This window comes from Kitasatospora sp. NPDC101157 (genome assembly GCF_044768255.1).
Taxonomy (GTDB): domain Bacteria; phylum Actinomycetota; class Actinomycetes; order Streptomycetales; family Streptomycetaceae; genus Kitasatospora.
Genome location: NZ_JBIWPL010000001.1, coordinates 85,467 through 107,030 on the forward strand (window position 1 = coordinate 85,467; position 21,564 = coordinate 107,030).

21 protein-coding genes are annotated in these 21,564 nt (G+C 72.6%); 11 read left to right on the top strand and 10 right to left on the bottom strand.

Annotated elements, in window-relative coordinates:
- Positions 1 to 61 precede the first annotated feature (61 nt).
- Entirely contained in the window at positions 62 to 256 is a 195-nt protein-coding gene (locus ACIRVF_RS00405) for a DUF397 domain-containing protein (protein WP_402811628.1), read from the bottom strand.
- A gap of 2 nt (positions 257 to 258) precedes the next feature.
- Entirely contained in the window at positions 259 to 1,128 is an 870-nt protein-coding gene (locus tag ACIRVF_RS00410) for a helix-turn-helix domain-containing protein (RefSeq protein WP_402811631.1), read from the bottom strand.
- Between the two features lie 153 nt (positions 1,129 to 1,281).
- Between ACIRVF_RS00410 and ACIRVF_RS00415 the strand changes: the two genes are divergently transcribed.
- From ACIRVF_RS00415 to ACIRVF_RS00425, 3 genes are all read left to right on the top strand, one after another.
- Positions 1,282 to 1,653, top strand: a complete 372-nt coding sequence (locus ACIRVF_RS00415) for an ATP-binding protein (protein WP_402811633.1) — start codon at positions 1,282 to 1,284, stop codon at positions 1,651 to 1,653.
- Positions 1,650 to 1,901 carry a hypothetical protein gene (locus ACIRVF_RS00420; protein ID WP_402811636.1) on the top strand — a complete coding sequence of 84 codons (252 nt, stop codon included), beginning with the start codon at positions 1,650 to 1,652 and terminating at the stop codon, positions 1,899 to 1,901. Before ACIRVF_RS00415 ends, ACIRVF_RS00420 begins: the two co-directional genes overlap by 4 nt.
- 161 nt (positions 1,902 to 2,062) lie before the next feature.
- Positions 2,063 to 2,590: a hypothetical protein gene (locus ACIRVF_RS00425; RefSeq protein WP_402811639.1), complete on the top strand. Its 528-nt coding sequence runs from the start codon at positions 2,063 to 2,065 to the stop codon at positions 2,588 to 2,590.
- A gap of 158 nt (positions 2,591 to 2,748) precedes the next feature.
- On the opposite strand, the gene ACIRVF_RS00430 is transcribed toward ACIRVF_RS00425, so the two are convergent.
- Both ACIRVF_RS00430 and ACIRVF_RS00435 read right to left on the bottom strand, forming a co-directional pair.
- Positions 2,749 to 3,303 (bottom strand): NIPSNAP family protein, encoded by a 555-nt coding sequence (locus ACIRVF_RS00430; RefSeq protein ID WP_402811641.1) that lies wholly within the window; start codon positions 3,301 to 3,303, stop codon positions 2,749 to 2,751.
- Positions 3,300 to 3,776: a hypothetical protein gene (locus tag ACIRVF_RS00435; protein WP_402811643.1), complete on the bottom strand. Its 477-nt coding sequence runs from the start codon at positions 3,774 to 3,776 to the stop codon at positions 3,300 to 3,302. Before ACIRVF_RS00435 ends, ACIRVF_RS00430 begins: the two co-directional genes overlap by 4 nt.
- Positions 3,777 to 3,832: 56 nt before the next feature.
- Here ACIRVF_RS00435 and ACIRVF_RS00440 point away from each other — a divergent pair, with 56 nt between their 5' ends.
- Positions 3,833 to 4,762, top strand: coding sequence for a helix-turn-helix transcriptional regulator (locus tag ACIRVF_RS00440; protein ID WP_402811646.1), 930 nt, complete (start codon positions 3,833 to 3,835; stop codon positions 4,760 to 4,762).
- A gap of 2 nt (positions 4,763 to 4,764) precedes the next feature.
- Here the strand turns inward: ACIRVF_RS00440 and ACIRVF_RS00445 are convergent, their stop codons facing one another.
- Positions 4,765 to 4,962 carry a DUF397 domain-containing protein gene (locus ACIRVF_RS00445; RefSeq protein ID WP_402811648.1) on the bottom strand — a complete coding sequence of 66 codons (198 nt, stop codon included), beginning with the start codon at positions 4,960 to 4,962 and terminating at the stop codon, positions 4,765 to 4,767.
- Between the two features lie 198 nt (positions 4,963 to 5,160).
- Between ACIRVF_RS00445 and ACIRVF_RS00450 the strand changes: the two genes are divergently transcribed.
- From ACIRVF_RS00450 to ACIRVF_RS00460, 3 genes are read left to right on the top strand one after another with little or no spacing between them, the layout of a single operon-like run.
- Positions 5,161 to 6,684 carry a TIR-like protein FxsC gene (locus ACIRVF_RS00450; RefSeq protein ID WP_402811651.1) on the top strand — a complete coding sequence of 508 codons (1,524 nt, stop codon included), beginning with the start codon at positions 5,161 to 5,163 and terminating at the stop codon, positions 6,682 to 6,684.
- Positions 6,681 to 10,679: an FxSxx-COOH system tetratricopeptide repeat protein gene (gene fxsT, locus ACIRVF_RS00455; RefSeq protein ID WP_402811654.1), complete on the top strand. Its 3,999-nt coding sequence runs from the start codon at positions 6,681 to 6,683 to the stop codon at positions 10,677 to 10,679. The genes ACIRVF_RS00450 and fxsT overlap by 4 nt, the downstream gene beginning before the upstream one ends.
- Before the next feature lie 30 nt (positions 10,680 to 10,709).
- Positions 10,710 to 11,672: a 2-hydroxyacid dehydrogenase gene (locus ACIRVF_RS00460; protein WP_402811656.1), complete on the top strand. Its 963-nt coding sequence runs from the start codon at positions 10,710 to 10,712 to the stop codon at positions 11,670 to 11,672.
- Positions 11,673 to 11,676: 4 nt separating this feature from the next.
- Here the strand turns inward: ACIRVF_RS00460 and ACIRVF_RS00465 are convergent, their stop codons facing one another.
- The 3 genes from ACIRVF_RS00465 to ACIRVF_RS00475 form a co-directional block, all read right to left on the bottom strand.
- Complete coding sequence (locus ACIRVF_RS00465; RefSeq protein WP_402812913.1) at positions 11,677 to 12,531, bottom strand: alpha/beta fold hydrolase; 855 nt, start codon at positions 12,529 to 12,531, stop codon at positions 11,677 to 11,679.
- Between the two features lie 22 nt (positions 12,532 to 12,553).
- A complete protein-coding gene (locus tag ACIRVF_RS00470; protein ID WP_402811659.1) occupies positions 12,554 to 13,462 on the bottom strand; it encodes a DUF4231 domain-containing protein in 909 nt (302 codons plus the stop codon).
- A 208-nt stretch (positions 13,463 to 13,670) separates the two neighbouring features.
- Positions 13,671 to 14,435 carry a sugar isomerase domain-containing protein gene (locus ACIRVF_RS00475; protein WP_402811662.1) on the bottom strand — a complete coding sequence of 255 codons (765 nt, stop codon included), beginning with the start codon at positions 14,433 to 14,435 and terminating at the stop codon, positions 13,671 to 13,673.
- Between the two features lie 221 nt (positions 14,436 to 14,656).
- Between ACIRVF_RS00475 and ACIRVF_RS00480 the strand changes: the two genes are divergently transcribed.
- Complete coding sequence (locus ACIRVF_RS00480) at positions 14,657 to 15,349, top strand: metal-dependent transcriptional regulator (RefSeq protein ID WP_402811665.1); 693 nt, start codon at positions 14,657 to 14,659, stop codon at positions 15,347 to 15,349.
- A 409-nt stretch (positions 15,350 to 15,758) separates the two neighbouring features.
- Here ACIRVF_RS00480 and ACIRVF_RS00485 read toward each other — a convergent pair whose 3' ends face one another.
- Positions 15,759 to 16,463 carry a bifunctional DNA primase/polymerase gene (locus ACIRVF_RS00485; RefSeq protein ID WP_402811667.1) on the bottom strand — a complete coding sequence of 235 codons (705 nt, stop codon included), beginning with the start codon at positions 16,461 to 16,463 and terminating at the stop codon, positions 15,759 to 15,761.
- A gap of 305 nt (positions 16,464 to 16,768) precedes the next feature.
- Here ACIRVF_RS00485 and ACIRVF_RS00490 point away from each other — a divergent pair, with 305 nt between their 5' ends.
- Both ACIRVF_RS00490 and ACIRVF_RS00495 read left to right on the top strand, forming a co-directional pair.
- The gene (locus tag ACIRVF_RS00490; RefSeq protein WP_402811670.1) at positions 16,769 to 18,145 is read left to right on the top strand and encodes a transcriptional regulator; all 1,377 of its coding nucleotides are present in this window, start codon (positions 16,769 to 16,771) and stop codon (positions 18,143 to 18,145) included.
- A 172-nt stretch (positions 18,146 to 18,317) separates the two neighbouring features.
- Complete coding sequence (locus ACIRVF_RS00495) at positions 18,318 to 19,490, top strand: hypothetical protein (RefSeq protein WP_402811673.1); 1,173 nt, start codon at positions 18,318 to 18,320, stop codon at positions 19,488 to 19,490.
- A 52-nt stretch (positions 19,491 to 19,542) separates the two neighbouring features.
- On the opposite strand, the gene ACIRVF_RS00500 is transcribed toward ACIRVF_RS00495, so the two are convergent.
- A complete protein-coding gene (locus ACIRVF_RS00500; protein ID WP_402811676.1) occupies positions 19,543 to 20,844 on the bottom strand; it encodes an ABC transporter substrate-binding protein in 1,302 nt (433 codons plus the stop codon).
- Positions 20,845 to 21,017: 173 nt separating this feature from the next.
- Between ACIRVF_RS00500 and ACIRVF_RS00505 the strand changes: the two genes are divergently transcribed.
- On the top strand, positions 21,018 to 21,533 hold the full coding sequence (locus tag ACIRVF_RS00505) for a hypothetical protein (protein WP_072654783.1): 516 nt from the start codon (positions 21,018 to 21,020) through the stop codon (positions 21,531 to 21,533).
- The last annotated feature ends 31 nt before the right edge of the window (positions 21,534 to 21,564 follow it).

Below are 21,564 nucleotides of genomic sequence, written 5' to 3' on the forward strand. Positions count from 1 at the left end.
GGTGAGGGGTGTGCCACCGGATATCCGCGCCCCGGCGACGGGCCGGGGCGCGGGGGAGTGGTCAGGCGGTGAAGTGATCGAACTCGCCGGCCTTGGCGCCGCTGATCCAGGCGTGGAGCTTGGCCCGGGTGGTGGTGACGACGGTGGTGGGGTCGTCGGACTCGCGGATGTATACCAGCTCGCCGGCAGAGGCGATTTCGACACAGTTGGCCTGGTCGCTACTGAAGCTGGACTTCTGCCAGTTGAGCTGGTGCATGGCTATCTTCCCTGGACCTTGTAGCGGATGTGCTGGATCAATCCCAGTGAGTCACGCTGGGCTGGCGATGGCGCTGAAGTCGCGGCAGACAGGGGAGGGAGTGCCAGGCCCCTGAGTCGGTCGAACTTCCGGTCAAATGTTGTCACGACCTCGGGGTCGCCGATGAAGTCTGACCCATGCGGGTGTTCGAGCAGAACGGTGTCGAGCCGTGCATGAGCACCGCGAATGAGCAGGAACGGAGTGTCGTTGGAAGCGTAGGTGGTGCAGTCGAACGGAAGAATCTGAATCGTCACGTTGGGTAGCTGGCTCATCTCGATCAGATGGTTCAGCTGGTCCCGCATGACCGTTGGTCCTCCATACATCATGTGCAGGGCCGCTTCGTGAATCACGGCGCGGTATGGCGGCGCGTTGTTGCCAGTGAGCACCTTGTGGCGCTCGTGTCGGAACTCGACCTTCGTATCGTTGTATCCCTGGATGACCTCGCTGTAGGCCTTGGTCTGCAGCAGCCCCGGGATCAGGAGAGACTCGTAGTTGTCCAGGGCGGTTGCGGTTGCCTCTGCCTCGGCCAGATCGAGTGCGCTGCGAGTGACGTGGCGCTTGAACTCCGTCCACCAGCCCTTCCCCGTGCTCTCACTCATGGAAGTGAGGCCGGCCCGGTACTCGGCGTCCGTGACCTCGCACAGGTCGAGCCAGGTGTTCAGGCGTTCAAGTGTGAGACCAATCCTGCCTGCTTCGATGTGGCTGACGTTTGGCCCCTTCACGCCCAGTGCCTCTCCGACCTCTGATGCGGAGTGACCTGCGGCATCCCGCACTCGGCGAAGTTCCTCGCCAAGTCGCCGCTGCCGCTCGTTGACCCCATTGCTGAAGCCCATGAACGTCTCCTCCTCGAAGACCCTTGCCTACGGAAAGTGTAGGTCCGAGTGCAGAACGTGTTGAAGACTTCTGGGATTTGGCCCTAAAGTCTTAGCAACCACGCACCGTGGGTGTTCCGGTGCGTCTCGACTACACCGCTGGGAGACTCCCCCATGTGTGACCCCAACCTCAACTCCCCCTCCCTCACCGTCTCGCGCGAGGTGTTGCGCGACGTCATGGAGCGCGCCGGGTACCTCCGCTCCTCCATCGCCGACGCCGAACTCGCCCTCGTCGAGCTGATCTCGAACGCCTGGCGGCACGGCCGAACCCCCTCGCCCGCCGTCGCCATCAGCGCCGAGGGTGGCACCGTCCGTGTGGTCGTCGCCGACCGCAGCTCCGAGCTGCCGCAGCGCCGAGCGTTCACCGAACTGTCGGAGTCCGGAAGGGGGTTGCAGCTGGTTGAGGGGCTCACCCACCGCTGGGGTGCCGAACCGCTGAAGCTCGGCAAGCGGGTCTGGTTCGAGGTGGACGGCCTGCTCGCGTGAACGCCCTCCACCCCATCCACCCGGCCGACCCGGCGATCCACCACCTCACCGGCCCCCAGCTCACCGAACTGATCGTGGAACTCCGCGCCGAAGGGCGCGAGTTCGGCCTCCTCTGGCCGTCCGCGAAGCCGGGCGAGCAGATCATCAACGGCCGGGTGCTCGTCAACCTCGGCAATGTCCCGGCCAGTACCGTGATCAACCTCCTCGCGTTGCTGCGCGAGTTCAAGCGGACTCGACGGCGAGGGTGACCGGGCCGCTGTTCCTCATCCTCGTGGCTGCCGCGCTCGGTGGAGGGTGCCAAGTTTGCTCTCAGCGGTTCCGGGAGTGCCACACGGGGTGATGGGCGTGCGGGCCCCGTCCGCAAGCGGGGCCCGCACCGATGTCGGTACGCGTTCCTATGCTCAGCGGCATGCCAGATGCCTACACCGTGTTGTGGACCCAGGACACCTGCCGCGAACTGCGCAAGGAGGGCCGCGTGGGTCAGCGGCCGCCCGTCGCCTTCAGCGGGGTGCACCAGTCGCTGCCCGCCTGGTCGGGTGCCCGCGCGGGGGACGAGGTGTACGCGCTGCACGTCAAGCAGTACGAGGTGTTCGTGGTGAGCCGGATGCGGATCGTCGACCGGGAACGCGGCGAGTGCTGCGGCGCCGAGCCGGAGGGCTGGCGGTATCCGGCGTTCCCCGGGCACACCGACTGGTGGATGCTCGGTGCCGGCGGCTGCGGCGCCGATGCCGTCCACGTGGAGGCCACCCCGATCCGCTTCGACCAGCGGATACCGGGTGACCTCCTGCCGCGCCTGACCTGGCGCAACCGCCGGAACCAGACCAGGGGACTGAAGTACGTGGTGGACGGACGCCTTGAGCGGTTCGTCAGCCTCCAGGGGTTCTACCGGCTGACCCCGGAGTCGGCCGACGAACTCGCGGAACTCGTCGGGGCCTGAGGGCGAGGGGGCCTGAGGTCCTCGCTCCAGGGACGCGCGCGGCTTGCGGCCGTTGATCCACCCGCCGATGGCCGTTCACGGGGGCCAGGTGGTGGTGGTCGGCGGCAGGGCAAGTTGCGTGGGAAGTCGACCCAGCCGACTTCCCACGCCACCCGCCCCTAGCCGTTCACGGGGGCCAGGTGGAGGTGCTGGTGGGGCCAAGGCGGAGGCTCCTCGGCCGGGCCGAACCAGAGGCGGGCGTCTTCGCCGGTGCGGACGGGGAGTTGGGGGAAGTCGTTCTCGGCGTGTTCGGTGCGGTGAAGGGCGTGCTCGGGACGCAGGTGCCGGGCGGCCCAGGTGTCGAAGGCGGCCGGGTCGGCGGGGTGGCAGATGGTGGCGCGCAGCTCGCGGCCGTCGGCGGGAAGAGCGAAGCCGGGGCCGCGCAGCAGGAGGACGTCGTCGCTGTCGACCATGGTCGCGTTGGCCGCGTCGCGGTGCTCCCGCCAGACCGGGCCGTAGTAGAACGCCTCCAGCGCGCGGCGGCGCTCCGCCATCGACGGGAAGGCGCGCAGCCAGACGAAGCGGTCCGGGTCGTCCAGGTCGCGGAAGCGGCCGCCGACGGTGATGCCGACCGCCTCCTGGCCGGTCACGAACTCCCGCTCGAACAACTCGATCAGGGTCTCGCGGGCGCCGGGGTGCAGTGTGTACCGGCGCAGTTCGACGACGAGGTTCATGCGCCGAGCCCGTCCAGGGCAGGACCGGTGCGGGAGAGATCCATGGTCCAGTTGAGCTCCCAGCTGCGGCCGCCGTCGGCGGAGAACTCCTGCTCCCAGCGGGCGGTGTCCGGGCCGAGCCGGTACCAGGTGAAGTGCACCCGGATCGGCCGGCCGTCGAAGGTGTCCTCGCCGTGGAAGTCGCCGCGGTCGCCGGTGAAGCCGCCGATCACCGGGGGGTCCAGCCGGCCGGTCCGGCTGTCGGACCAGTGGATCGACCACTGCCCGGTCGCGCGGTCGAACAGCCGCAGGGTGACGCCCCGGCGGCCGAGGGTCGGGAAGACGATCTCGTCGATGTTGCCGCCCCCGCCGAACAGCGGCCGGATCACCGAGTGGCCGGGGAACTCCTCCCAGGTGCCACCGCCGCCGAGCGGCGCGGTGAGGCGGCGGTTGGCCACGTCCCACGAGCCGTGCAGGAAGTCGAAGTCGTTCATGCGCCGCAGGCTAGGGGCACTCCACTGACAACCGGTGTCAGTGGATACTGGGCGGCATGCGCGCGAGCCGACTGGTCAACCTGCTCCTGTTGCTCCAGAACCGGGGCCGGATGACCGCCCAGCAGCTGGCCGGGGAGCTGGAGGTCTCGGTCCGCACGGTCTACCGGGACGTCGAGGCGCTCGCCGCCGCCGGGATCCCGCTGTACGGCGAGGCCGGGCACGCGGGCGGTTACCGGCTGGTCGACGGGTACCGGACCCGACTCACCGGGCTGACGGCCGCCGAGGCGCAGGCCGCCTTCCTCGCCGCGCTCCCGGGCACCGCCGCCGAACTGGGCCTCGGCGAGGCGCTCGCCACCGCCCAGCTCAAGCTGAGGGCGGCTCTCCCGGCCGAGCTGCGCGACCACGCCGGCCGGATCCAGGAGCGCTTCCTGCTGGACGCCCCCGGCTGGTACGGCGACGCGGACGAGACCCCGCACCTGGCGGCCGTCGCCGCCGCGGTGTGGGCGCGGCGGGCGGTGGTGCTGCGGTACCGGCGCTGGCGGGCGCCGGAGGAGATCGAGCGGCGGGTGGAGCCGTACGGGCTGGTGCTCAAGGCGGGCCGCTGGTACCTGGTCGCCGGGGGGCCGTCCGGGACGCGCACCTACCGGGCCGACCAGATCATCGAACTCGGCGATCAGGAGGAGGAGTTCACCGTACCGGGCGGCTTCGATCTGGCCGCCTACTGGCAGGGCTACCTGGCGGACTTCCGCGCCCGGCTGCACACCGGTGAGGCGCTGGTGCGGCTGACGGCCGAGGGCGCCCGCCGCCTCGGGGTGACGCCGGTGGAGGAGGGCTGGACGCGGGCCCGGGTGCCGATCGAGTCGGTCGACCACGCCCACGGGGAGTTCCTGCGGCTCGGCGCCGAGGTCGAGGTCCTGGAGCCGGCCGACCTCCGCGACCGCATCGCGGAGACGGTCCGGACGCTCGCCGCCCGCTACCGGGGCTGAGCTCAGAGACCGACGAAGTGGTCGAACTCGCCGTCCTTGGCGCCCAGGATCCAGGCGTTGAGCTTGGTGCGGGTGGTGGTGACGACCAGCTCGGGATTGTCGGACTCGCGGATGTAGACGAACTCCCCCTCGGAGGCGATCTCCAGCCAGTTGCTCTGGTCGGTGCTGAAGCTCGACCTCTGCCAGTTGAGCTGCTCCATGCGTACCCCTCCTGATCGTTCACGGCGGCCGCAACGAGGGTACTGCTCAACGAAAGAACACAGCGGCATCGTTTCGGTCATGTCAATTCGTGCGGGTCGTTGTGCTATTCCATTGGGGCGTCAGTCGTTCCTACACTGAGACCCCGCCGCACGGGGGCTGCGGGAACCAGGTTGCCGACGGGCCCGGGGGAGGCGCGTGTGAACGACCGTGGCTGGGACGAGGACGAGGCCCGGCCGTACTTCTTCCTCTCCTACGCGCACACCCCCAAGTCCGGTGCGCGCGGTGCCGGTGACCCGAACCACTGGGTGCGACAGCTGTACCGGGACCTCTGCGAGGCGGTGCTGCAACTCACCACCGTCCCGGCCGGGGTGCCGGTCGGATTCATGGACGAGTCCATGCACCAGGGCGAGTTGTGGGCCGAGCGGCTGTCCGAGGAGCTGGCGAGCTGCCGGGTCTTCGTACCGCTGTACTCGCCCCGCTACTTCAACAGCGTTCCGTGCGGCCAGGAGTGGCACGCCTTCACCCGCCGCCCGGTGTACCCGGCGACCATCGACGCCGAGCGCACCAGCGGCATCGTCCCGGTGCTGTGGGCGCCGATGAGCCGCTACCGGCTGCCCAAGGTGGCCAGCGAACTCCAGTTCAACCACGCCGGGTTCGGGCCCGACTACGCCACCGAGGGCCTGTACGCCCTGATGAAGCTCAGCTACTTCCGCGCCGCCTACGAGCTGGCCGTGCACCGGCTGGCCGCGCGGATCGTCCAGGTGGCGGAGGAGACGGTGATCCCGGTCGGGCGCCGGCTCGACTTCAACGCGCTGCCCAGCGCCTTCAACGTGACCTCCCCGACCAGGCAGCTGCGGATCTCCGTGCTCAGCTACCACCAGGGCGAGTTGCCGCCCGACCGCAACCCCGACTTCTACGGCCTCCGGCGCACCGACTGGCACCCCTACCGCCCGGCCGGCTCGCCGATCGCCCAGCACGCGGTCCGCCTGGCACGGCAGTTGGGGTTCCAGCCGACCGTGCACGAGTTCGACGACGAGGTGGAGTCGATCATCGAGGGCAATGCCGAGGCCCCCGGGCTGCTGCTGCTGGACCGATGGGCGCTGCGCGACCCGCACCGGCGCGAGCTGGTCCGCCGCTTCGACCGCTGCGACGCCACCTGGGTGAGCGTGCTGGAGCCGTGGAACAGCGACGACCCCGAGTGCGACGGCGGCGGCCGCGAACTGGTCGAGCTCAGCGACCAGACCCTGCGGATCACCCGGCGGGCCGGCCGCCCGAGCTTCCTCGGGGTGACCGGCCCGACCGGCCTGAGCACCCTGGAGGACTTCGACGACGCGCTGCCCCGGGCGGCGATGAAGGCGAAGTACGCCTTCGAGGGCCGCACCAGAGCCGAACCCGAGGAACCGCCGACGCCCCGGCCGAGCCTGCGGGAGGCCTTTCGGCGAGGACCGGGGGCCTACGGGCCGGACGGCTTCGGCGGACACCGGCCGGACCAGTACGGCTCGGACCCCTTCGACCGCGACCCCGATCCCGGCGAAGGAAGCCGCGACGAAGGAGGCCGGGACGACCGGGGTCGGGACGACCGGGGCGGGGACGACCGGAACAGCGACGACCGCACCCACCGCAACGCCCGTAACAACGACCACCGCGACACCCGCGACGACCGTGACGACGGCGATGACCCCGATGCTGGGATGGCGCCCTTGGGAGGACCGTACCGATGAGTGACAACACCACCAGGAACTTCCGCATCGGCGCCGCCGAACTCGCCGCCGCGCGCGAGGCCGCCCGGCGGGCCGCGGAGCAGGACCGCCAGGGCCGGATCATCACCTTCTACTCCTACAAGGGCGGCACCGGCCGCACCATGGCCCTCGCCAACACCGCCTGGATCCTCGCCGCCAACGGCTTCCGGGTGCTCACCGTGGACTGGGACCTGGAGGCCCCCGGCCTCGCCAAGTTCTTCCACCCCTTCCTCGACCCGGCCTCCCTGGCCGGCACCACCGGGATGATGGACCTCATCGCCGAGTACCGCGAGGAGGCGCTGCGCCCGGTCGAGCACGCCGAGGGCTGGCACCTGGACTTCGCCCGGGTGCACCCGCACGCGCTGTCGCTGTCCTGGCCGCACTTCCCGTCCGGCGGCAGCCTGGACTTCCTCTCCGCGGGCCAGTTCAACCGCGACTACTCCGAGGCCGTCACCCACCTCGACTGGGACATCTTCTACGACCGCTTCGACGGCGGGCAGTTCTTCGACGCGCTCAAGGCCGACATGTCCAAGCGCTACGACTACGTGCTGATCGACTCCCGCACCGGCCTGTCCGACATCGCCGAGATCTGCACCGTCCAGATGCCCGACGACCTGGTGGTCTGCTTCACCCTCAGCGACCAGTCCATCGACGGCGCCTCCCGGATCGCCCAGCACATCCACGACCGCTACCGCGACCGCGGCATCCGCATCCTGCCCGTCCCGATGCGCATCGACGAGGGCGAGAAGGAGAAGGCCGACGCCGGCCGCGCCCTCGCCCGGGTGCGCTTCGACGGCCTGCCCGCCGGCCTGGGCGGCGAGGAACTCGCCGGCTACTGGGGCTCGGTGGAGATCCCGTACCGGCCCTTCTACGCCTACGAGGAGATCCTCGCCACCTTCGGCGACCAGACCGGCACCCCCACCTCGATGCTGGCCGCCTGCGAGCGGCTCACCTCCGTGATCACCGAGGGGCGGGTCACCGGACTGCCGCCGATCGACGAGGAGGTGCGGCTGCGCTACGTCGACGCCTTCACCCGCCGCCGCCCGTCCGTCCCCGCCGACCTCTACCTGTCCTACGTGCCCGAGGACCGGATGTGGGCGGACTGGATCGAATCGGTGCTGACCCGGGCCGGCTTCCGGGTGCTGCCGCGCGACCTCAGCGCCGGCACCGACCCGCGCGAGGAGACCGAGCGCGGCATCGACTCCGCCTACCGCACCGTCGCCGTGCTCTCGCCCGCCTACCAGCGCTCCCCGCAGGCCCGGGCGCTGTGGGAGTCGGTGGTCAACTCCGACCCCTCCGGCACCCGGCGCCAGCTGCTGCCGGTGCGCGTCGGCGACGTCCGGCTCACCGCGCCGTTCAGCAACCGCAACCCGGTCGACCTGGTCGGCCGCGACGAGGCGCAGTCCGTGCAGAGCCTGCTGCGGGCGCTGGGCCGCGGCGACGCCCCGCTTGGCGACGCCCCCAGCGGCGGCCCGCGCTTCCCCGGCAGCAAGCCCTCGGTGTGGGACGTGCCGCCGCGCAACCCCTCCTTCACCGGCCGCGCCGCCGTCCTGGAGCAGCTGCGCAACCAGCTGCGCGGCGGCATGGCGGCCGTCCTGCCCACCCCGCAGACCCTGTACGGGCTCGGCGGCGTCGGCAAGACCCAGGTCGCCCTGGAGTACGCCCACCGCTTCATGTCCGACTACGACCTGGTCTGGTGGATCGACGCCGAGCAGACCGAGCTGGTCGCCCCCGCGCTCGCCGAACTCGCCCGCCGCCTCGGCCTGCGGGTCGGCGACTCCGTCACCGAGGCCGCCGAGGCCGCCCGGGAGGCGCTGCGCCGCGGCGTGCCCACCTCCCGCTGGCTGCTGATCTTCGACAACGCCGACGAGCCCAGCGAGATCCGCCGCTTCTTCCCCGGCGGCTCCGGCCACATCCTGGTCACCTCCCGTAACCAGGCCTGGACCGGGCACGCCGAGGCGCTGGAGGTCGACGTCTTCACCCGCGGCGAGAGCGTCGAGCACCTGTGCCGGCGCGCCCGCAGCCTCTCCCGGGCGGACGCCGACCGGGTCGCCGAGGCCGTCGGCGACCTGCCGCTGGCCGTCGAGGTGGCCGCCGCCTGGTTGGACACCACCGGCACCCCGGTGGACACCTACGTCAACCAGCTGCACGCCGAGGCCGCCCGCGCCCTCGCCGTCGACCACCCCACCGACTACCCCACCCCGGTCGCCGCGACCTGGAACGTCTCGATCGGACGGCTGCGCCAGCAGTCCCCGGCCGCCGTGCGGCTGCTCCAGCTGTGCGCCTTCTTCGCGCCCGAGCCGATCTCCATGAACCTCTTCTACAGCGACCAGATGATCCGGGCGCTGGTCAAGTACGACGCCGACCTCAGCGACAAGTTCATGCTCGGCAAGGTCATCCAGGCGATCGGCCGCTACGCCCTGGCCAAGGTCGACGCCGGCAGCAACAGCTTCCAGGTGCACCGGCTCGTCCAGGCGGTGATCCGGGCCGGGATGAGCGACGAGGAGCAGGAGACGGCCGTCCACGAGGTGCACCGCATCCTCACCGGCGCCCGGCCCGTCCTCGGCGACACCGACGACCCGGCCAACTGGCCCGCCTTCGACGAGATCTGGCCCCACCTGTCGCCCTCCAAGGCCCACAACTGCGACGAGGCCGACACCCGCCAGCTGCTCATCGACCGCGTCCGCTACCTGTGGAAGCGCGGCGAACTCGACCGCGCCCGGGACCTCGGCCACGCCCTGGACGCCGAGTGGACCAGCAAGCTCGGCGAGGACGACCGGCAGACCCTGCTGCTGCGCTTCCAGCTCGCCAACGTGCTTCGCTCCCAGGGGAGTTACGCCGAGGCGCTGGCGTTGGACGAAGCCACCCTGGAGCGCCAGCGGGCGCTGCTCGGCGAGCACCACCCGTACACCCTGATGACGGCCGGCTCACTCGGCGCCGACCGCCGGGCGCTCGGCCGCTTCCAGGCCGCGCTCGACCTCGACCGGGAGATCCTCGACCAGTTCCGCGAGTTGTTCGGGGACGACAACCCGCGCACGCTCTCCATGGCGAACAACCTGGCGATCGACTACCGCCTGGTCGGCGAGAGCGAGGCCGCCCGCGAACTCGACCAGGAGACCCTGGACCGGCGCACCGCCGTGCTCGGACCCAAGCACCCGTACACCCTCATCACCAAGTCCGCCCTCGCCCGGGACCTGCGCGAACTCGGCGACTACCGCGGCTCGGCCGAACTGCTCCAGGAGGTCACCGCGGACTTCGGCGACGGACTGGACCCGGGCCTGCCCGAGAGCCTGCGCAACGCCAAGTCCCTGGCCGTCTCACTGCGTCGGATGGGCCAGCTCGCCGAGGCCCGCCGGATCACCAAGGAGACCTACGAGCGCTACCTGGAGCGCTACGGCGCCGACGCCCCCGACGCGCTGGCCTGCGCGCTCAACCTGGCCGCCGACCACAGCGCCTTCGGCGACAAGGAGGCCGCCCGCGACCTGTGCGCCACCGTCTACGACGGCCACCGGCGGCTGTTCGGCGACGACCACCCCTTCACCCTGGCCTGCGCCAACAACCTCGGCATCTACCTGCGCGGCAGCGGCGACGTCCAGGGCGCCATCGAAACCGGCCGGGCCACCGTCGAGGGCCTGACCCGCTCGGCCGGGCCGGACCACCCGTACACCCTCAACGCGATGATCAACCTGGCCAACGCCTACGGCGACGACGGGCAGACCGAACTCGCCGAGGAACTCGGCCGGGCCGCGTACGCGGGACTGTGCGCCCGGTACTCCCCGCAGCACCCCGACGCGGTGGCCTGCGAGGCCAACCTGGCGATCACCCTGCGGGCGGCGGGCCGGCACACCCAGGCCGCCGAACTGCGCGCCCGGGCGATCTCCGAGCTGATCCGCCAGTTCGGCGAGGAGCACCCCAACACGGTGTCCGCGCGCGGCTGGAAGCGGATCAACCGCGACCTGGAGCCGCAGCCGGTGTGACCGGGGAGGGGCGGGGTAGCCTGCGAAACCATGGATACCCCGCCCCCCGTCCTGGTCACCCGGCGCCCCGCTCCCGGCGTCCTCGAACGGCTCACCGCCCGGTACGCCGCCACCTGCAGCGAGCACGACCTCGAACTGGAGCGGGCCGAACTGCTCGACGCCGTCCGCGGCCGACGGGCCGTGCTCACCACCCTGAACACCCGGGTCGACGCCGAGTTCCTGGACGCGGCCGGGCCGCAGCTGGAGATCGTCGCCAACCACGCCGTCGGCTACCACAACATCGACCTGGCGGCCTGCGCCGAACGCGGCGTGGTGGTCACCAACACCCCCGGCGTGCTCACCAACGCCACCGCCGAGACCGCCTGGGCGCTGCTGCTGGCCGCCACTCGCCGGCTCGGCGAGGGCGAGCGGCTGCTGCGCTCCGGCACGCCCTGGACCTGGGGCCCCAACTTCCTGCTCGGCCTGGAACTGGCCGGCACCCCGCTCGGCGTGCTCGGCATGGGCCGGATCGGCCGGTCGGTCGCCCGCCGGGCCGAGGCCTTCGACATGCCGGTCAGTTACCACAACCGCCGCGAACTGCCGCCCGAGCAGGCCCACGGCGCCGAGTGGAAGCCGCTGGAGGAGCTGCTCGCCACCTCCACCGTGCTGGTCGTCACCTGCCCGTGCACCGAGGAGACCCGGCACCTGCTGGACGCCCGCCGACTGGCCATGCTGCCGCCCGGGGCCGTGGTGGTCAGCATGACCGCCGGCGTGGTGGACGAGGAGGCGCTGGCCGCCGCGCTGGAGTCCGGGGCGCTGTTCGCCGCCGCCGTGGACAACTTCGAGCACGAGCCCGACGTCCCGTCCGCGCTGCTCGCCCAGGAGCGCGCGGTGCTGGTCCCGCACCTGGGCAGCGCCACCGTCCGCACCCGGCAGGCGATGGGCGGCCTGGCGGTGGACAACATCCTCGCGGTGCTGGACGGTTCCGAGCCCCTGACGCCGGTGAAGTCTTAGCCCGCTAACCGGCCGCCCAGGCCAGGGCCGTGGTCATCACCCGGAACGCCCCGAAGTGCGCGGCGCCGGGCTCCAGGAAGAGCTCGGCGCCAGGGATGTGGTCGGCCAGCCAGCGGGAGTGGTCGACCGGCGAGAACTGGTCGTCGGCGCCGTGCCACAGCCAGGTCGGCACCGCGATCGACCCGAGGTCGAAGCCCCAGTCGGCGGTGAAGGCCAGCACGTCGTCGATCCAGCCGTCGGCGCCGTGCCGGAAGGCCTCCCGGTAGTTGCTCTGCAGCATCCGCCGCAGCCCGCTGTCCGCCACCACCTCCCGGTCGGTACCGGTGAGTTCGGTGCGCAGCCCGTTCAGCAGCCGGACCGGGTCGTCCTTGATCTGCCGGGAGCGGAACTCCATCGTGTCGGCGATCCGGCCGTGCCCGCGCTCGGCCTCCCGGTAGGCACGGACGTTGGACGGGGTCATCCCCGCGTACCAGTCCAGACCGGTCGCGTTCCGCGGCGCCAGCCCCACCAGCACCGCCACCCGGCTGACCCGCTCCGGCAGCAGCGCGGCGCAGGCCAGCGCGTGCGGGCCGCCGCCGGAACGGCCCAGCACCGCGAAGCCGTCCAGGCCCAACTCGTCCGCGATGGTGCGCACGTCGGCCGCCGCGTGCGACACCCGGCGGCCGAACAGCCGGGTCGAGTCGCCGTAGCCGGGCCGGTCGTAGGAGATCAGCCGCACCCCCAGCCGGTACAGCACGGTGCTGCGCGGGTGCGGGCCGACCCGGCTGCCGGGCATGCCGTGGAGCAGGAACACCGGGCGGCCGCGCGGGTCGCCGAGGGACTCGACGGCCAGGGCCCGGCCGTCCGACGTCTTGACCATCCGTAACGCCACGCGTTCCTCCTCAGTGCTCCCGGTCGGTGGTGGTGCGCACCTCCCGGCGGGCCTGCCAGGTGGTGTGCTCGCGGGACACCGCGTCCTCGGCGTCCCGGGCCAGCCGGGCCCAGATCTCCTCGGCGTCCGTCGACTCCAGGTCCAGCCGGGCGAGTTGGAGGCGGATCAGCTCCAGCTCCTCGGCCGCCAGACCGTACGCGGCGGCCAGCGGGCGGTACTGGCGCAGCTGCGCCCAGGCCGTCACCGAGGCGGCCACCGCCGAGACCGTGCCCAGCGCGTCGTAGGTGAACGCGCCGAGCGCCCGCAGCACCGCCAGCGCCAGGCCCAGCGCCGGCAGCAGCACGCCCAGCACGCCGGTCCAGTACCCGGCGCGGGCGCAGTAGCGGGCCTTGCTGCGGTACCAGTCGTGCTGCACCCGGATCCGCTCGTTCAGGTACACCTCGCGGCGCACCGCGAGCGGCTGCCCGCGCAGGTCGCGCATGGCCGCTGTGATTCCGGCGAGCTCGACCCCTGGCGCCGGGACGGCCACCGGGCCGTCCCGGAAGGCGCCCAGCACCCGGGTGAGCTGGAAGCGGTACAGGCCCTCGGCGTCCGGCAGGCTGCGCGGCGGCGGCTGGTAGGCGTCCGCCCGGACGGCGAACTTCCAGGCCAGCGTCTTCACCGACTCGGCGGCCGCCCGGCCCTCGTACCACAGGCCCTGCGGGTTCTGCCGGCTGATCACCACCGCCAGCGCCATCGCGCCCAGGTAGCCGACGGCGGCCGGCCACGCCCACGGCTCGCCGTCGGCCGAGCCGGCCGCGGCGGCGACCAGCAGCAGCGCCAGTTCCCAGGCCGAGAGCAGCACCGCGCGGCGCTGGCCGCGCAGCGAGGCCGCGTCGGCGGCCCAGAAGAACTCGGGCAGCAGTTCCCGCTCGCTCACCCACCCGGTCCGTCCCGCACCAGACGCCATGCTCGGCCCCCACCCGTCGCTCCGGTCCCTCCGCTCTCCTGCCCCGGGCGGCTTCCCGGTACGCCTGGCGCGGGCCGGGGCGGTCGGCAATGGCCGGGAAGGTCCGGTGAGTTGTCCGGTACGTTCCGTGGCCGGGCCGGCACGCGGGGTCATGGCGGGTGTCAGCGGGTGGACGGGGTCAGTAGGCGTAGAAGACGCGCCCGGCGTTGTCGGCCATCTGCTTGGCGTTCCACTCCGTGCCCCCCGGGACGTTGCCGGAGCGGAACAGCGGCGGCGCGGGGGCCTCCCCGGCGGCCGCCCGGTCCGCCAGCCGCCCGACCGCCGAGGCGACCACGGCCTGCATCAGCGCACTGGTGACGATGGTGGAGACGGGGCCGAAGGACGTCTCGGCGCCGGGATGGGACAGCTCGCCGTCGCCGACCGCGATCTTGCTGTCCAGCACGACGTCGCAGTGGTCCTTGAGGTAGGTGCCGGAGGGGTGCGCCGAGGGCACCTCGCCCGGGTAGGCCAGCGAGGTCACCCCGATCACCTTCAGCCCGCGGTCCCGGGCGTGCCGGGCCAGCTCGACCGGCATCACCTGGCGGCCGGACAGCGAGATCAGGAACAGCAGGTCCCCGCTGGTCGCCGGGGTCAGGTCGAGGGCCGAGGTGGCGAGCCCGGAGACCCGCTCCAGCGCGCTGGACAGCGGCGCGGGCACGGTCGTCACCCCGGCCGTCCCGGGAACGTTCAGCAGGTTCACCGGGACCAGCCCGCCGGCCCGGTAGACCACGTCCTGGGCCGGCAGCGAGGAGTGTCCGGCACCGAAGGTGAAGACCCGGCGGCCCTCGGCGATCGCCTCGGCCAGCAGGGCGGCCGCCGCCTCGATGCCGTCGGCCTCCTCCTCGCGGACCCGGTTCAGGTGGGCGATCGCGGCGTCGAAGTACCTGCCGACCAGGTCGTTCATCGGTTGCCTTCGCTCTCTGCCGGTGAGGGAGCCGGCCGGGTGGGGCGGCGGGGGTGGTCCGGACCGCCAGTGGAGAAAGCTACGGCGAGCACGGTCGCGCCCCGGCGGTACCGCTGTCAACAGGAACGAAAACCGCTACCGGAACACCCCGGGCGGGCCCGGTTGTCGGTGCGGTACGTCAGAATTGGCGGTGAGGACACCGAAGAACGGAGCCAGCGGCGATGTCTGGGCTGATCGACACCACTGAGATGTACCTTCGCACCATCCTGGAGCTGGAGGAAGAGGGCATCGTCCCGATGCGCGCCCGGATCGCGGAGCGCCTGGAACAGAGCGGCCCCACGGTCAGCCAGACGGTCGGCCGGATGGAGCGCGACGGGCTGCTCCAGGTCGCCGGGGACCGCCACCTCGAACTCACCGAGGAGGGCCGCCGGCTCGCCGTGCGCGTCATGCGCAAGCACCGCATCGCCGAGTGCCTGCTCGTCGACGTGATCGGCCTGGAGTGGGAGCAGGTGCACGAGGAGGCCTGCCGCTGGGAGCACGTGATGAGCGAGACGGTCGAGCGCAAGGTGCTCGCCATGCTCGGCCACCCGACCCAGTCCCCGTACGGCAACCCGATCCCGGGCCTGGACGAGCTCGGCGACACCAAGGCCGAGGGCGAGGGCTTCGACGCCGCGCTCGTCCCGCTGGACTCCGTCAAGCCCGGCGAGACCGGGGCGGACGTGGTGGTCCGCCGGATCGGCGAGCCGATCCAGACCGACAGCGCCCTGATGAGCACCCTGCGCCGGGCCGGCATCCGGCCGGGCTCCACGGTCAAGGTGACCACCGGCGTCGGCGGCGTGCTGGTCGGCAGCGGCGAGAACGCCGCGGAGCTGGGCAAGGACATCGCCCAGCACGTGTTCGTCGCCCAGGCCTGAGGCCCCGGCCCGGCCGCTTCCTCCGTACCGACGGTCAGGGCCCGCTGCTCCCCGTGCAGCGGGCCCTTCCCGTCCTCCCCGGTTCCCTCCCGTTCCCCTCCGCCCCTCCCGCTCCCTCCCGTCCCCTCCACCGCCTCGCCCGGCTTCCCCGTCCGAGCGACCCTTCCGGCGTCCCCTCGCACCGCAATTCCTCCCCTCGGCCGATCATGGCAATCCTTGAGCGCTGTCACTCGTACGAGGGGCTTTGCCGGTTGACCAGCGGGTAGACCGAGGCCTTATCCGCACATGCGTATGACGGGCCCCGTCTCCGGTGGGAGACAAGGCCCGTCACTCGCGCGCGTTGTGTCGCGCGTTGCTCGCCCTCACCCGATCGGCTCAGGGCGGCAGGATCCGGAGGCCACCGCCGGGGTCAGACCCCGGCCGGCTGGGCGGGCTGGAACTGCTGGGCGGGCGCCTCGCGGCCGCAGGCGTAGGCCAGCGGGCTGATCAGCTCGGCGGCGTCCGGCAGCCAGCGGTTGGACTCGGAGGGGGAGCGGGCCCACTGGGCGTAGCCGGTGGAGCCGATCCGCGACGGCGGGGCGACCGTCCAGTCCCCCTCGCCGCGGGCGACCAGGTCAAGCCGCCCGGGCGGCCAGCCCAGCTTGCGCAGCATCTCCGGCAGCTTGGCCGCGACGCCGGGCAGCACCAGGAAGTGCAGCCGCCGCCCGACCCGCCCGGGCGAGGACGGGAGCACCGCGACCGGGCCGAGCTGGAGGTCCATCCGCTCCATCCGGGCCAGCGCCAGGCACCCGGCGGTCTCCGGCACGTCCAGCACGTCGAAGGACCGGCCGGTGGGCAACAGGATCGACGCCCTGGGCCGTTCGGTCCACCAGCGCCGCACCGCGCCCGGCCCGGCGCTCGCCTTGCGCGCCCAGTCCGCGTCCATCGGGTGGGCGCCCGGCAGCGCGCAGCGCGGGTCGCCGCAGGAGCAGCGGGCGGGCCCGTCGCCGTCGATCAGCCAGGCGCCCGGGGCCACCTCCCAGTGGCGGTTCTCGGCGTAGCCCACGGCTTCGATCAGCAGCGGGGGCAGGCCGGCGTTCTCGTTCTGGCCGGGGGCGTCGGGGATGTCTTCCACGGGCTGCTCAACTACCGTGCGTGAGGCTGGTTACGGCCCGGGGGGCCCCGGTCGGCCGCATCCCGGCAATGTCACCCGAACCGGTGACTCAAGCGAGTTGGTGCGGGCGGAGGCAGGCGCAGCGGGGGCGCACGGAAGCATTTCCCAGGGCGCGCGGGGGGTGCGGTTCGTCACCGTGGGTATCCCGCTGGCGTTGCTGATCGCTAACCTGGTGTCAGATTCCTTGGACGGTCGGACAGTCGGCAACAGATCAGCACATCGTCGCCCGCCGGCCGGGACCGGAGGGTGTGGGGAGGCGAAGCCCAATGGCCGCGAGACCACTCGTCGCACGACAGCCCAACGAGCGCCTGCAGCAGCTGATCCAGGAGGCCAGCTGCTCCAACGCCGGCCTGGCCCGCAGGGTCAACCTGTGCGGCGCGGAGCACGGACTGGACCTGCGCTACGACAAGACCTCCGTCGCCCGCTGGCTGCGCGGTCAGCAGCCGCGCGGGCAGGCGCCGGCCGTGATCGCCGAGGCCCTCGGGCGCAAGCTCGGCCGCAGCGTGTCGGTCGAGGAGATCGGCATGGCCGACGGCAAGAACCTCAGCTCCGGCATCGGGCTGCAGTTCGCGCCGACCATCGGCGCCGCCCTGGAGCAGGTGTGCGAGCTGTGGCGCAGTGACGTCGGCCGGCGGGACTTCCTGACCGGGGCGACGGTCGCCGCCTCCGCGCTGGTCGAGCCCAGCCGGGACTGGCTGATCACCCCGCCCGACCCGGTGGTGGCCCGCACCGGCGGCCCCCGGGTCGGTCCGACGGACGTGGCCGCGATCAAGGCGACCACCGCGATGCTGGTCGACCTGGACCACCGCTTCGGCAGCGGGCACGTGCGTCCGGTCGTCGTGCACTACCTCAACTCGGTGGTCTCCGGCCTGCTCGGCGGCGCCTACCGGGAGGAGACCGGCCGCCAACTCTTCGCCGCGGTGGCCCGGTTGACCGAACTCGCCGGCTACATGGCGGTGGACACCGGGCAGCCCGGGCTGGCCCAGCGCTACTACATCCAGGCCCTGCGGCTCGCTCAGGCCGCCGACGACCGCGGCTACGGCGGCTACGTCCTCGCCGCCTCGATGAGCCACCTGGCGGCCACCCTCGGCAACCCGCGGGAGATCGCCCAGCTCGCCCGCGCCGCCCAGGAGGGCGCCCGGGCGGTCGCCACCCCGACGGCGATGGCGATGTTCTACGCCGCCGAGGCCCGCGGCCACGCCCTGCTCGGCGACGCCCGCTCCTGCGAGGCGGTGTCGGCCAAGGCGCTGGAGATGATGGAGAAGCGCCGCCCGGAGGACGACCCGGACTGGATCGCCCACTTCGACGACGCCTATCTCGCCGACGAACTCGCCCACTGCCACCGGGACCTGGAACAGGCCGGTCCGGCCGAGCACTACGCCCGGCGGGCGCTCGACCTGCACCCGCCGACCCGGGTGCGCCGACGCGCGGTGGACCTCGTACTGCTCGCCACCGCCCAGCTCCAGCAGCGCGACCTGGAACGCGCCTGCGAGACGGGCGCCCAGGCGGTGCGGCTGCTCAGCGGGCTGCGCTCCAACCGGGGCGTGGAGTACCTGGACGAGTTCCGGCGCCGGCTGGAGCCCTACCGGGAGCAGCGGGTGGTGCGCGAGTTCCACGCCAGGGCGGACGCGGAGGCGGCCTGAGGAGCGCCCGCGCGGGGAGCGGCGGGAGCGGTGGGATTGTCCCGCCCGCGTGGTCACCCGGTGAGGTGAACCGGTAGCGTGGGCGCGACGTCCAAGGAACTGTGATGCTCCCAAGAACCGACGAGATGTGGTCCGCCGACTGTGCGCGGTCCTGCACAGGTGAGGAATCGCGTTGAGTCAGCGCCGCTCGTACCCCAACTCGGGTGACTTCAACCTGGACGACCTGTTCCGCCCCGAGCCCGGCCAGCCCCAGGGCCAGCCGGGCCAGCCGCAGGGCCCCACGGCCGTGCCGCCGGTGGGTCAGCCGTCCGGTCAGCCGGAGTACCTGGGCGAGGGCGCGCACACCCAGCAGCAGTGGGGTGCCGCGCCGCAGCCCGGCTACGGCGTTCCGCCGCAGGCCGACCCGGCGCCGGCCACCCAGCACCTGCCGCCGTACCCGGCCGGCGACCCCCAGGGCGGTGGCTACCCCGCGCCGCAGCCCGGCTACGGCGTCCCGCCGCAGGCCGCGCCCGGCTACCAGGGGTACCCGCCGGCCGCGCAGCAGCAGCCGCCACTGCAGCAGCCGCAGCAGTTCCAGCAGTCCGGCTACCCGGCGCAGGGCTACGGCCAGGACGGCTACCCCACCGACGGCTACGGGCAGGGCGGCTACGGCCAGGCCGACCCGGACGCGACCCAGGGCGGCCGCCCGGGCCGCGGCGGCCGCTCCTCCAACAAGCTGATCATCGGCGCAGTGGTGGCGGGCTGTGCCGCGGCCGGGGTCCTGGTCGCCGTCCTGATGAGCGGCGGCGACGACACCGGCAAGTCCGGCCACAAGACCGCACCGGTCGCCGCCACCGGCAGCACGGCCCCCGGCACGGCCAGCGCGAGCGGTTCCGCCGCCGCCGTCGACCCGGAGGTCAAGGCCCAGGCCCAGCCGCTGTCCGACCTGCTGGGCACCGCGAGCGACAGCCGCAGCTCGGTCGTCTCCGCGGTCGCCTCGGTGCAGAAGTGCGACAAGCTCCCGGAATCGCAGCAGGCCCTGGCCGCCGCGGCCGGCAAGCGGCGCGAGCTGCAGACCAAGCTCGGCCAGCTGAAGACCGACAAGCTGCCCGGCGGCCAGCAGCTGGTCGATCAGCTCAACGCCGCCTGGACGGCCTCGGCCCAGGCCGACGACGAGTACGCGGCCTGGGCGACCGACGCCCAGTCCTCCTGCGACCCGAAGAAGCCGGACACCGGCAACCAGCACTACAAGAACGCCGTGCAGGCCAGCGGCACGGCGACCACCGCGAAGAAGCAGGCCTCGACGCTGTGGAACGCGATCGCCACCCAGACCGGGCTGCCCAGCCGCGGCGACGGCGACCTGTAGCAGCCGCCGAGGGGCGGGCCGGGGAACCGCCCGCCCCTCGGGAAGCCTCGGCTCAGGCCGGCGGCCGGCCGCCGGTGAGCACCCAGCGGACGTCCACGAAGCCCGGCTGCTGCAGGGTGATCCGCCCGTTCCTGACCACCTGGTAGGTGATCCAGGTGTTGACCAGTCGCGGCGACTCCGTGCTGGGCAGCATGTTGGTGGTGCCCCAGTTCAGCGGCGGGGTCAGGCCGACGTCGATGCCCTCGCCGCTGTCCAGCAGGGCGGTCACGGACTTCGAGTCGACCGGCTTCCCGGCCGCGGCCAGCTTCTCGGACACCACCCGGAACACCTCGTAGGCGACCCAGGTGGTCTGCACGCCCGGGTCGGCGACGTCGATGCTGTGCCCGTCGGCGGCCTGGGAGCGCACCACCGAGCGCAGCCCGTCCCAGATCTTGGCCGACTCCGGCGGGTACCAGCTGGTGACGAACGCGCCGGCCAGCGGGCCGGAGTCGCCGCCGGTGGAGTCGACCACCGACTGCTGGACGCTGCCGATCACCGAGGCGATCCGGGTGTTCCTCGGGGTCAGCCGCCGGTAGGCGTCCAGCAGGTTGCCGGTCGGCTCGGCGGCCATCGCGCTGGTGACGCAGCTTCCCGGCTCGTCCCTGCCGATCGCCTTGCGGGCCACCGCGGTGTAGTCGGAGGACTGCTCGGGCGCCTTGACGTCCAGCAGCTTCATCCCGGCGGGCTTGAGCGCGTTGCCCAGGTAGCCGAGCAGGTTGTCGCCGGCCGGGGTGTCCGGGCGGATCAGCGCGACGGACTTGCAGCCGGCCTCGACCAGCTGGCGGCCGCTGCCCGCGATCAGCGCCGGCATCCCGCCGTCCACCGGGTAGGACAGCGGGCTGGAGAACTCCGGCTGGGAGAGGCCGTACCCGCCGATCAGCGGGATGCCGGCGCGCTCCAGCACCGGCATGAAGGCGTCGCCCCACTGGCTGTAGGAGCCGATCACCGCGACCGCCTTGGCGTCCACCGCCTGCTGGGCGCAGGCCTTGGCACCGTCCGCGGTGTTGTGCTCGTTGCAGGTGATCACGTGCAGCTTGCGGCCGTTCAGCCCGCCCTTCAGGTTGACGTCCCGGCCGATCGAGTCGGCCAGCGCGGTCATGCCGGGACGGTCCGCGGACCCGGTGCCGGACGGGGCCCAGGTCATCACCGTCAGGTCGTCGGCGTTGGTGGAGGCATCGGCCGGTCCGCCGCACGCGGAGGCCGAGAAGAGGGTGGGGAACAGCGCCGCGGCGGTCACCGCGGCGGCGATCGGACGCCGGCGGCGGCGCCGGGCCATGGTGGGACGGTCCTGGAACGAGTCCCTTCGGCTGGTCATCGGTCCTCCCTCTCTGGGCGCCGTCCGGCGCACCGGAAACAGCCAAGACCCGGAGCCGCAAGGCGAGAGGGCAGAAATGCGAACGCTCGGCCAACGGAGGCTGAAATCCGAAGGGGTACGCGTGTAGATCGCGAGTGGAGCACGAACAGACGGGGAACGTACGATCGTTCACCATGTCCGTCAGCACAGATTCTTCGCACCGGTCCGCCCGAAACACTTCTCGTCCGGGCCACCGCTCCAGCACGATGGGCGGCATGCCGCTCAACGACCTGCCCTGGTGGCGCTGGCGAGCCCGACTGCGCTCGGCGCTGCACATGCTGTCCGACCCCGGTTTCCAGCAGGAGGCCTGGCTGGCCGGACGGGAGGGCTACGGGGACGTGACCGACGCCGTCTACCGGCTGGTCGAGGACACCTGGCTGGACCGCTGGTCCGCCGAGAAGTACGTGGGCACGATCTTCCGTGACTCCGCCGAGGCCGCCCTGGTCGACGTCGCGGTGCTGCGCGCCGTGCAGATGCTGCACGAGGTCGGCGCGGACGCCCCCGCCTCCGCCTACCTCGGCCACCCCGGCTGGCCGGAGACCGTCCGGGCCGCCCGCGAGGCCCACGTCGCCCTGGCCGTCGGCGACGGGGAGGACCCGGACGCGGCCCCCCGGTCCCTGGACGTGCTGCGCATCCTGACCCAGGTCTGAGGCCCGTCCGCCGGGCGGTGGCGTCCCGCAG

Coding starts and splice junctions, on each gene's coding strand:
- ACIRVF_RS00490 (WP_402811670.1), top strand. CDS start 16,769: ATGGCCGCGAGACCACTCGTCGCACGACAGCCCAACGAGCGCCTGCAG.
- ACIRVF_RS00475 (WP_402811662.1), bottom strand. CDS start 14,435: ATGAACGACCTGGTCGGCAGGTACTTCGACGCCGCGATCGCCCACCTG.
- ACIRVF_RS00460 (WP_402811656.1), top strand. CDS start 10,710: ATGGATACCCCGCCCCCCGTCCTGGTCACCCGGCGCCCCGCTCCCGGC.
- ACIRVF_RS00440 (WP_402811646.1), top strand. CDS start 3,833: ATGCGCGCGAGCCGACTGGTCAACCTGCTCCTGTTGCTCCAGAACCGG.
- ACIRVF_RS00445 (WP_402811648.1), bottom strand. CDS start 4,962: ATGGAGCAGCTCAACTGGCAGAGGTCGAGCTTCAGCACCGACCAGAGC.
- ACIRVF_RS00425 (WP_402811639.1), top strand. CDS start 2,063: ATGCCAGATGCCTACACCGTGTTGTGGACCCAGGACACCTGCCGCGAA.
- fxsT (WP_402811654.1), top strand. CDS start 6,681: ATGAGTGACAACACCACCAGGAACTTCCGCATCGGCGCCGCCGAACTC.
- ACIRVF_RS00405 (WP_402811628.1), bottom strand. CDS start 256: ATGCACCAGCTCAACTGGCAGAAGTCCAGCTTCAGTAGCGACCAGGCC.
- ACIRVF_RS00415 (WP_402811633.1), top strand. CDS start 1,282: ATGTGTGACCCCAACCTCAACTCCCCCTCCCTCACCGTCTCGCGCGAG.
- ACIRVF_RS00465 (WP_402812913.1), bottom strand. CDS start 12,531: ATGGTCAAGACGTCGGACGGCCGGGCCCTGGCCGTCGAGTCCCTCGGC.
- ACIRVF_RS00410 (WP_402811631.1), bottom strand. CDS start 1,128: ATGGGCTTCAGCAATGGGGTCAACGAGCGGCAGCGGCGACTTGGCGAG.
- ACIRVF_RS00480 (WP_402811665.1), top strand. CDS start 14,657: ATGTCTGGGCTGATCGACACCACTGAGATGTACCTTCGCACCATCCTG.
- ACIRVF_RS00500 (WP_402811676.1), bottom strand. CDS start 20,844: ATGACCAGCCGAAGGGACTCGTTCCAGGACCGTCCCACCATGGCCCGG.
- ACIRVF_RS00505 (WP_072654783.1), top strand. CDS start 21,018: ATGTCCGTCAGCACAGATTCTTCGCACCGGTCCGCCCGAAACACTTCT.
- ACIRVF_RS00435 (WP_402811643.1), bottom strand. CDS start 3,776: ATGAACGACTTCGACTTCCTGCACGGCTCGTGGGACGTGGCCAACCGC.
- ACIRVF_RS00430 (WP_402811641.1), bottom strand. CDS start 3,303: ATGAACCTCGTCGTCGAACTGCGCCGGTACACACTGCACCCCGGCGCC.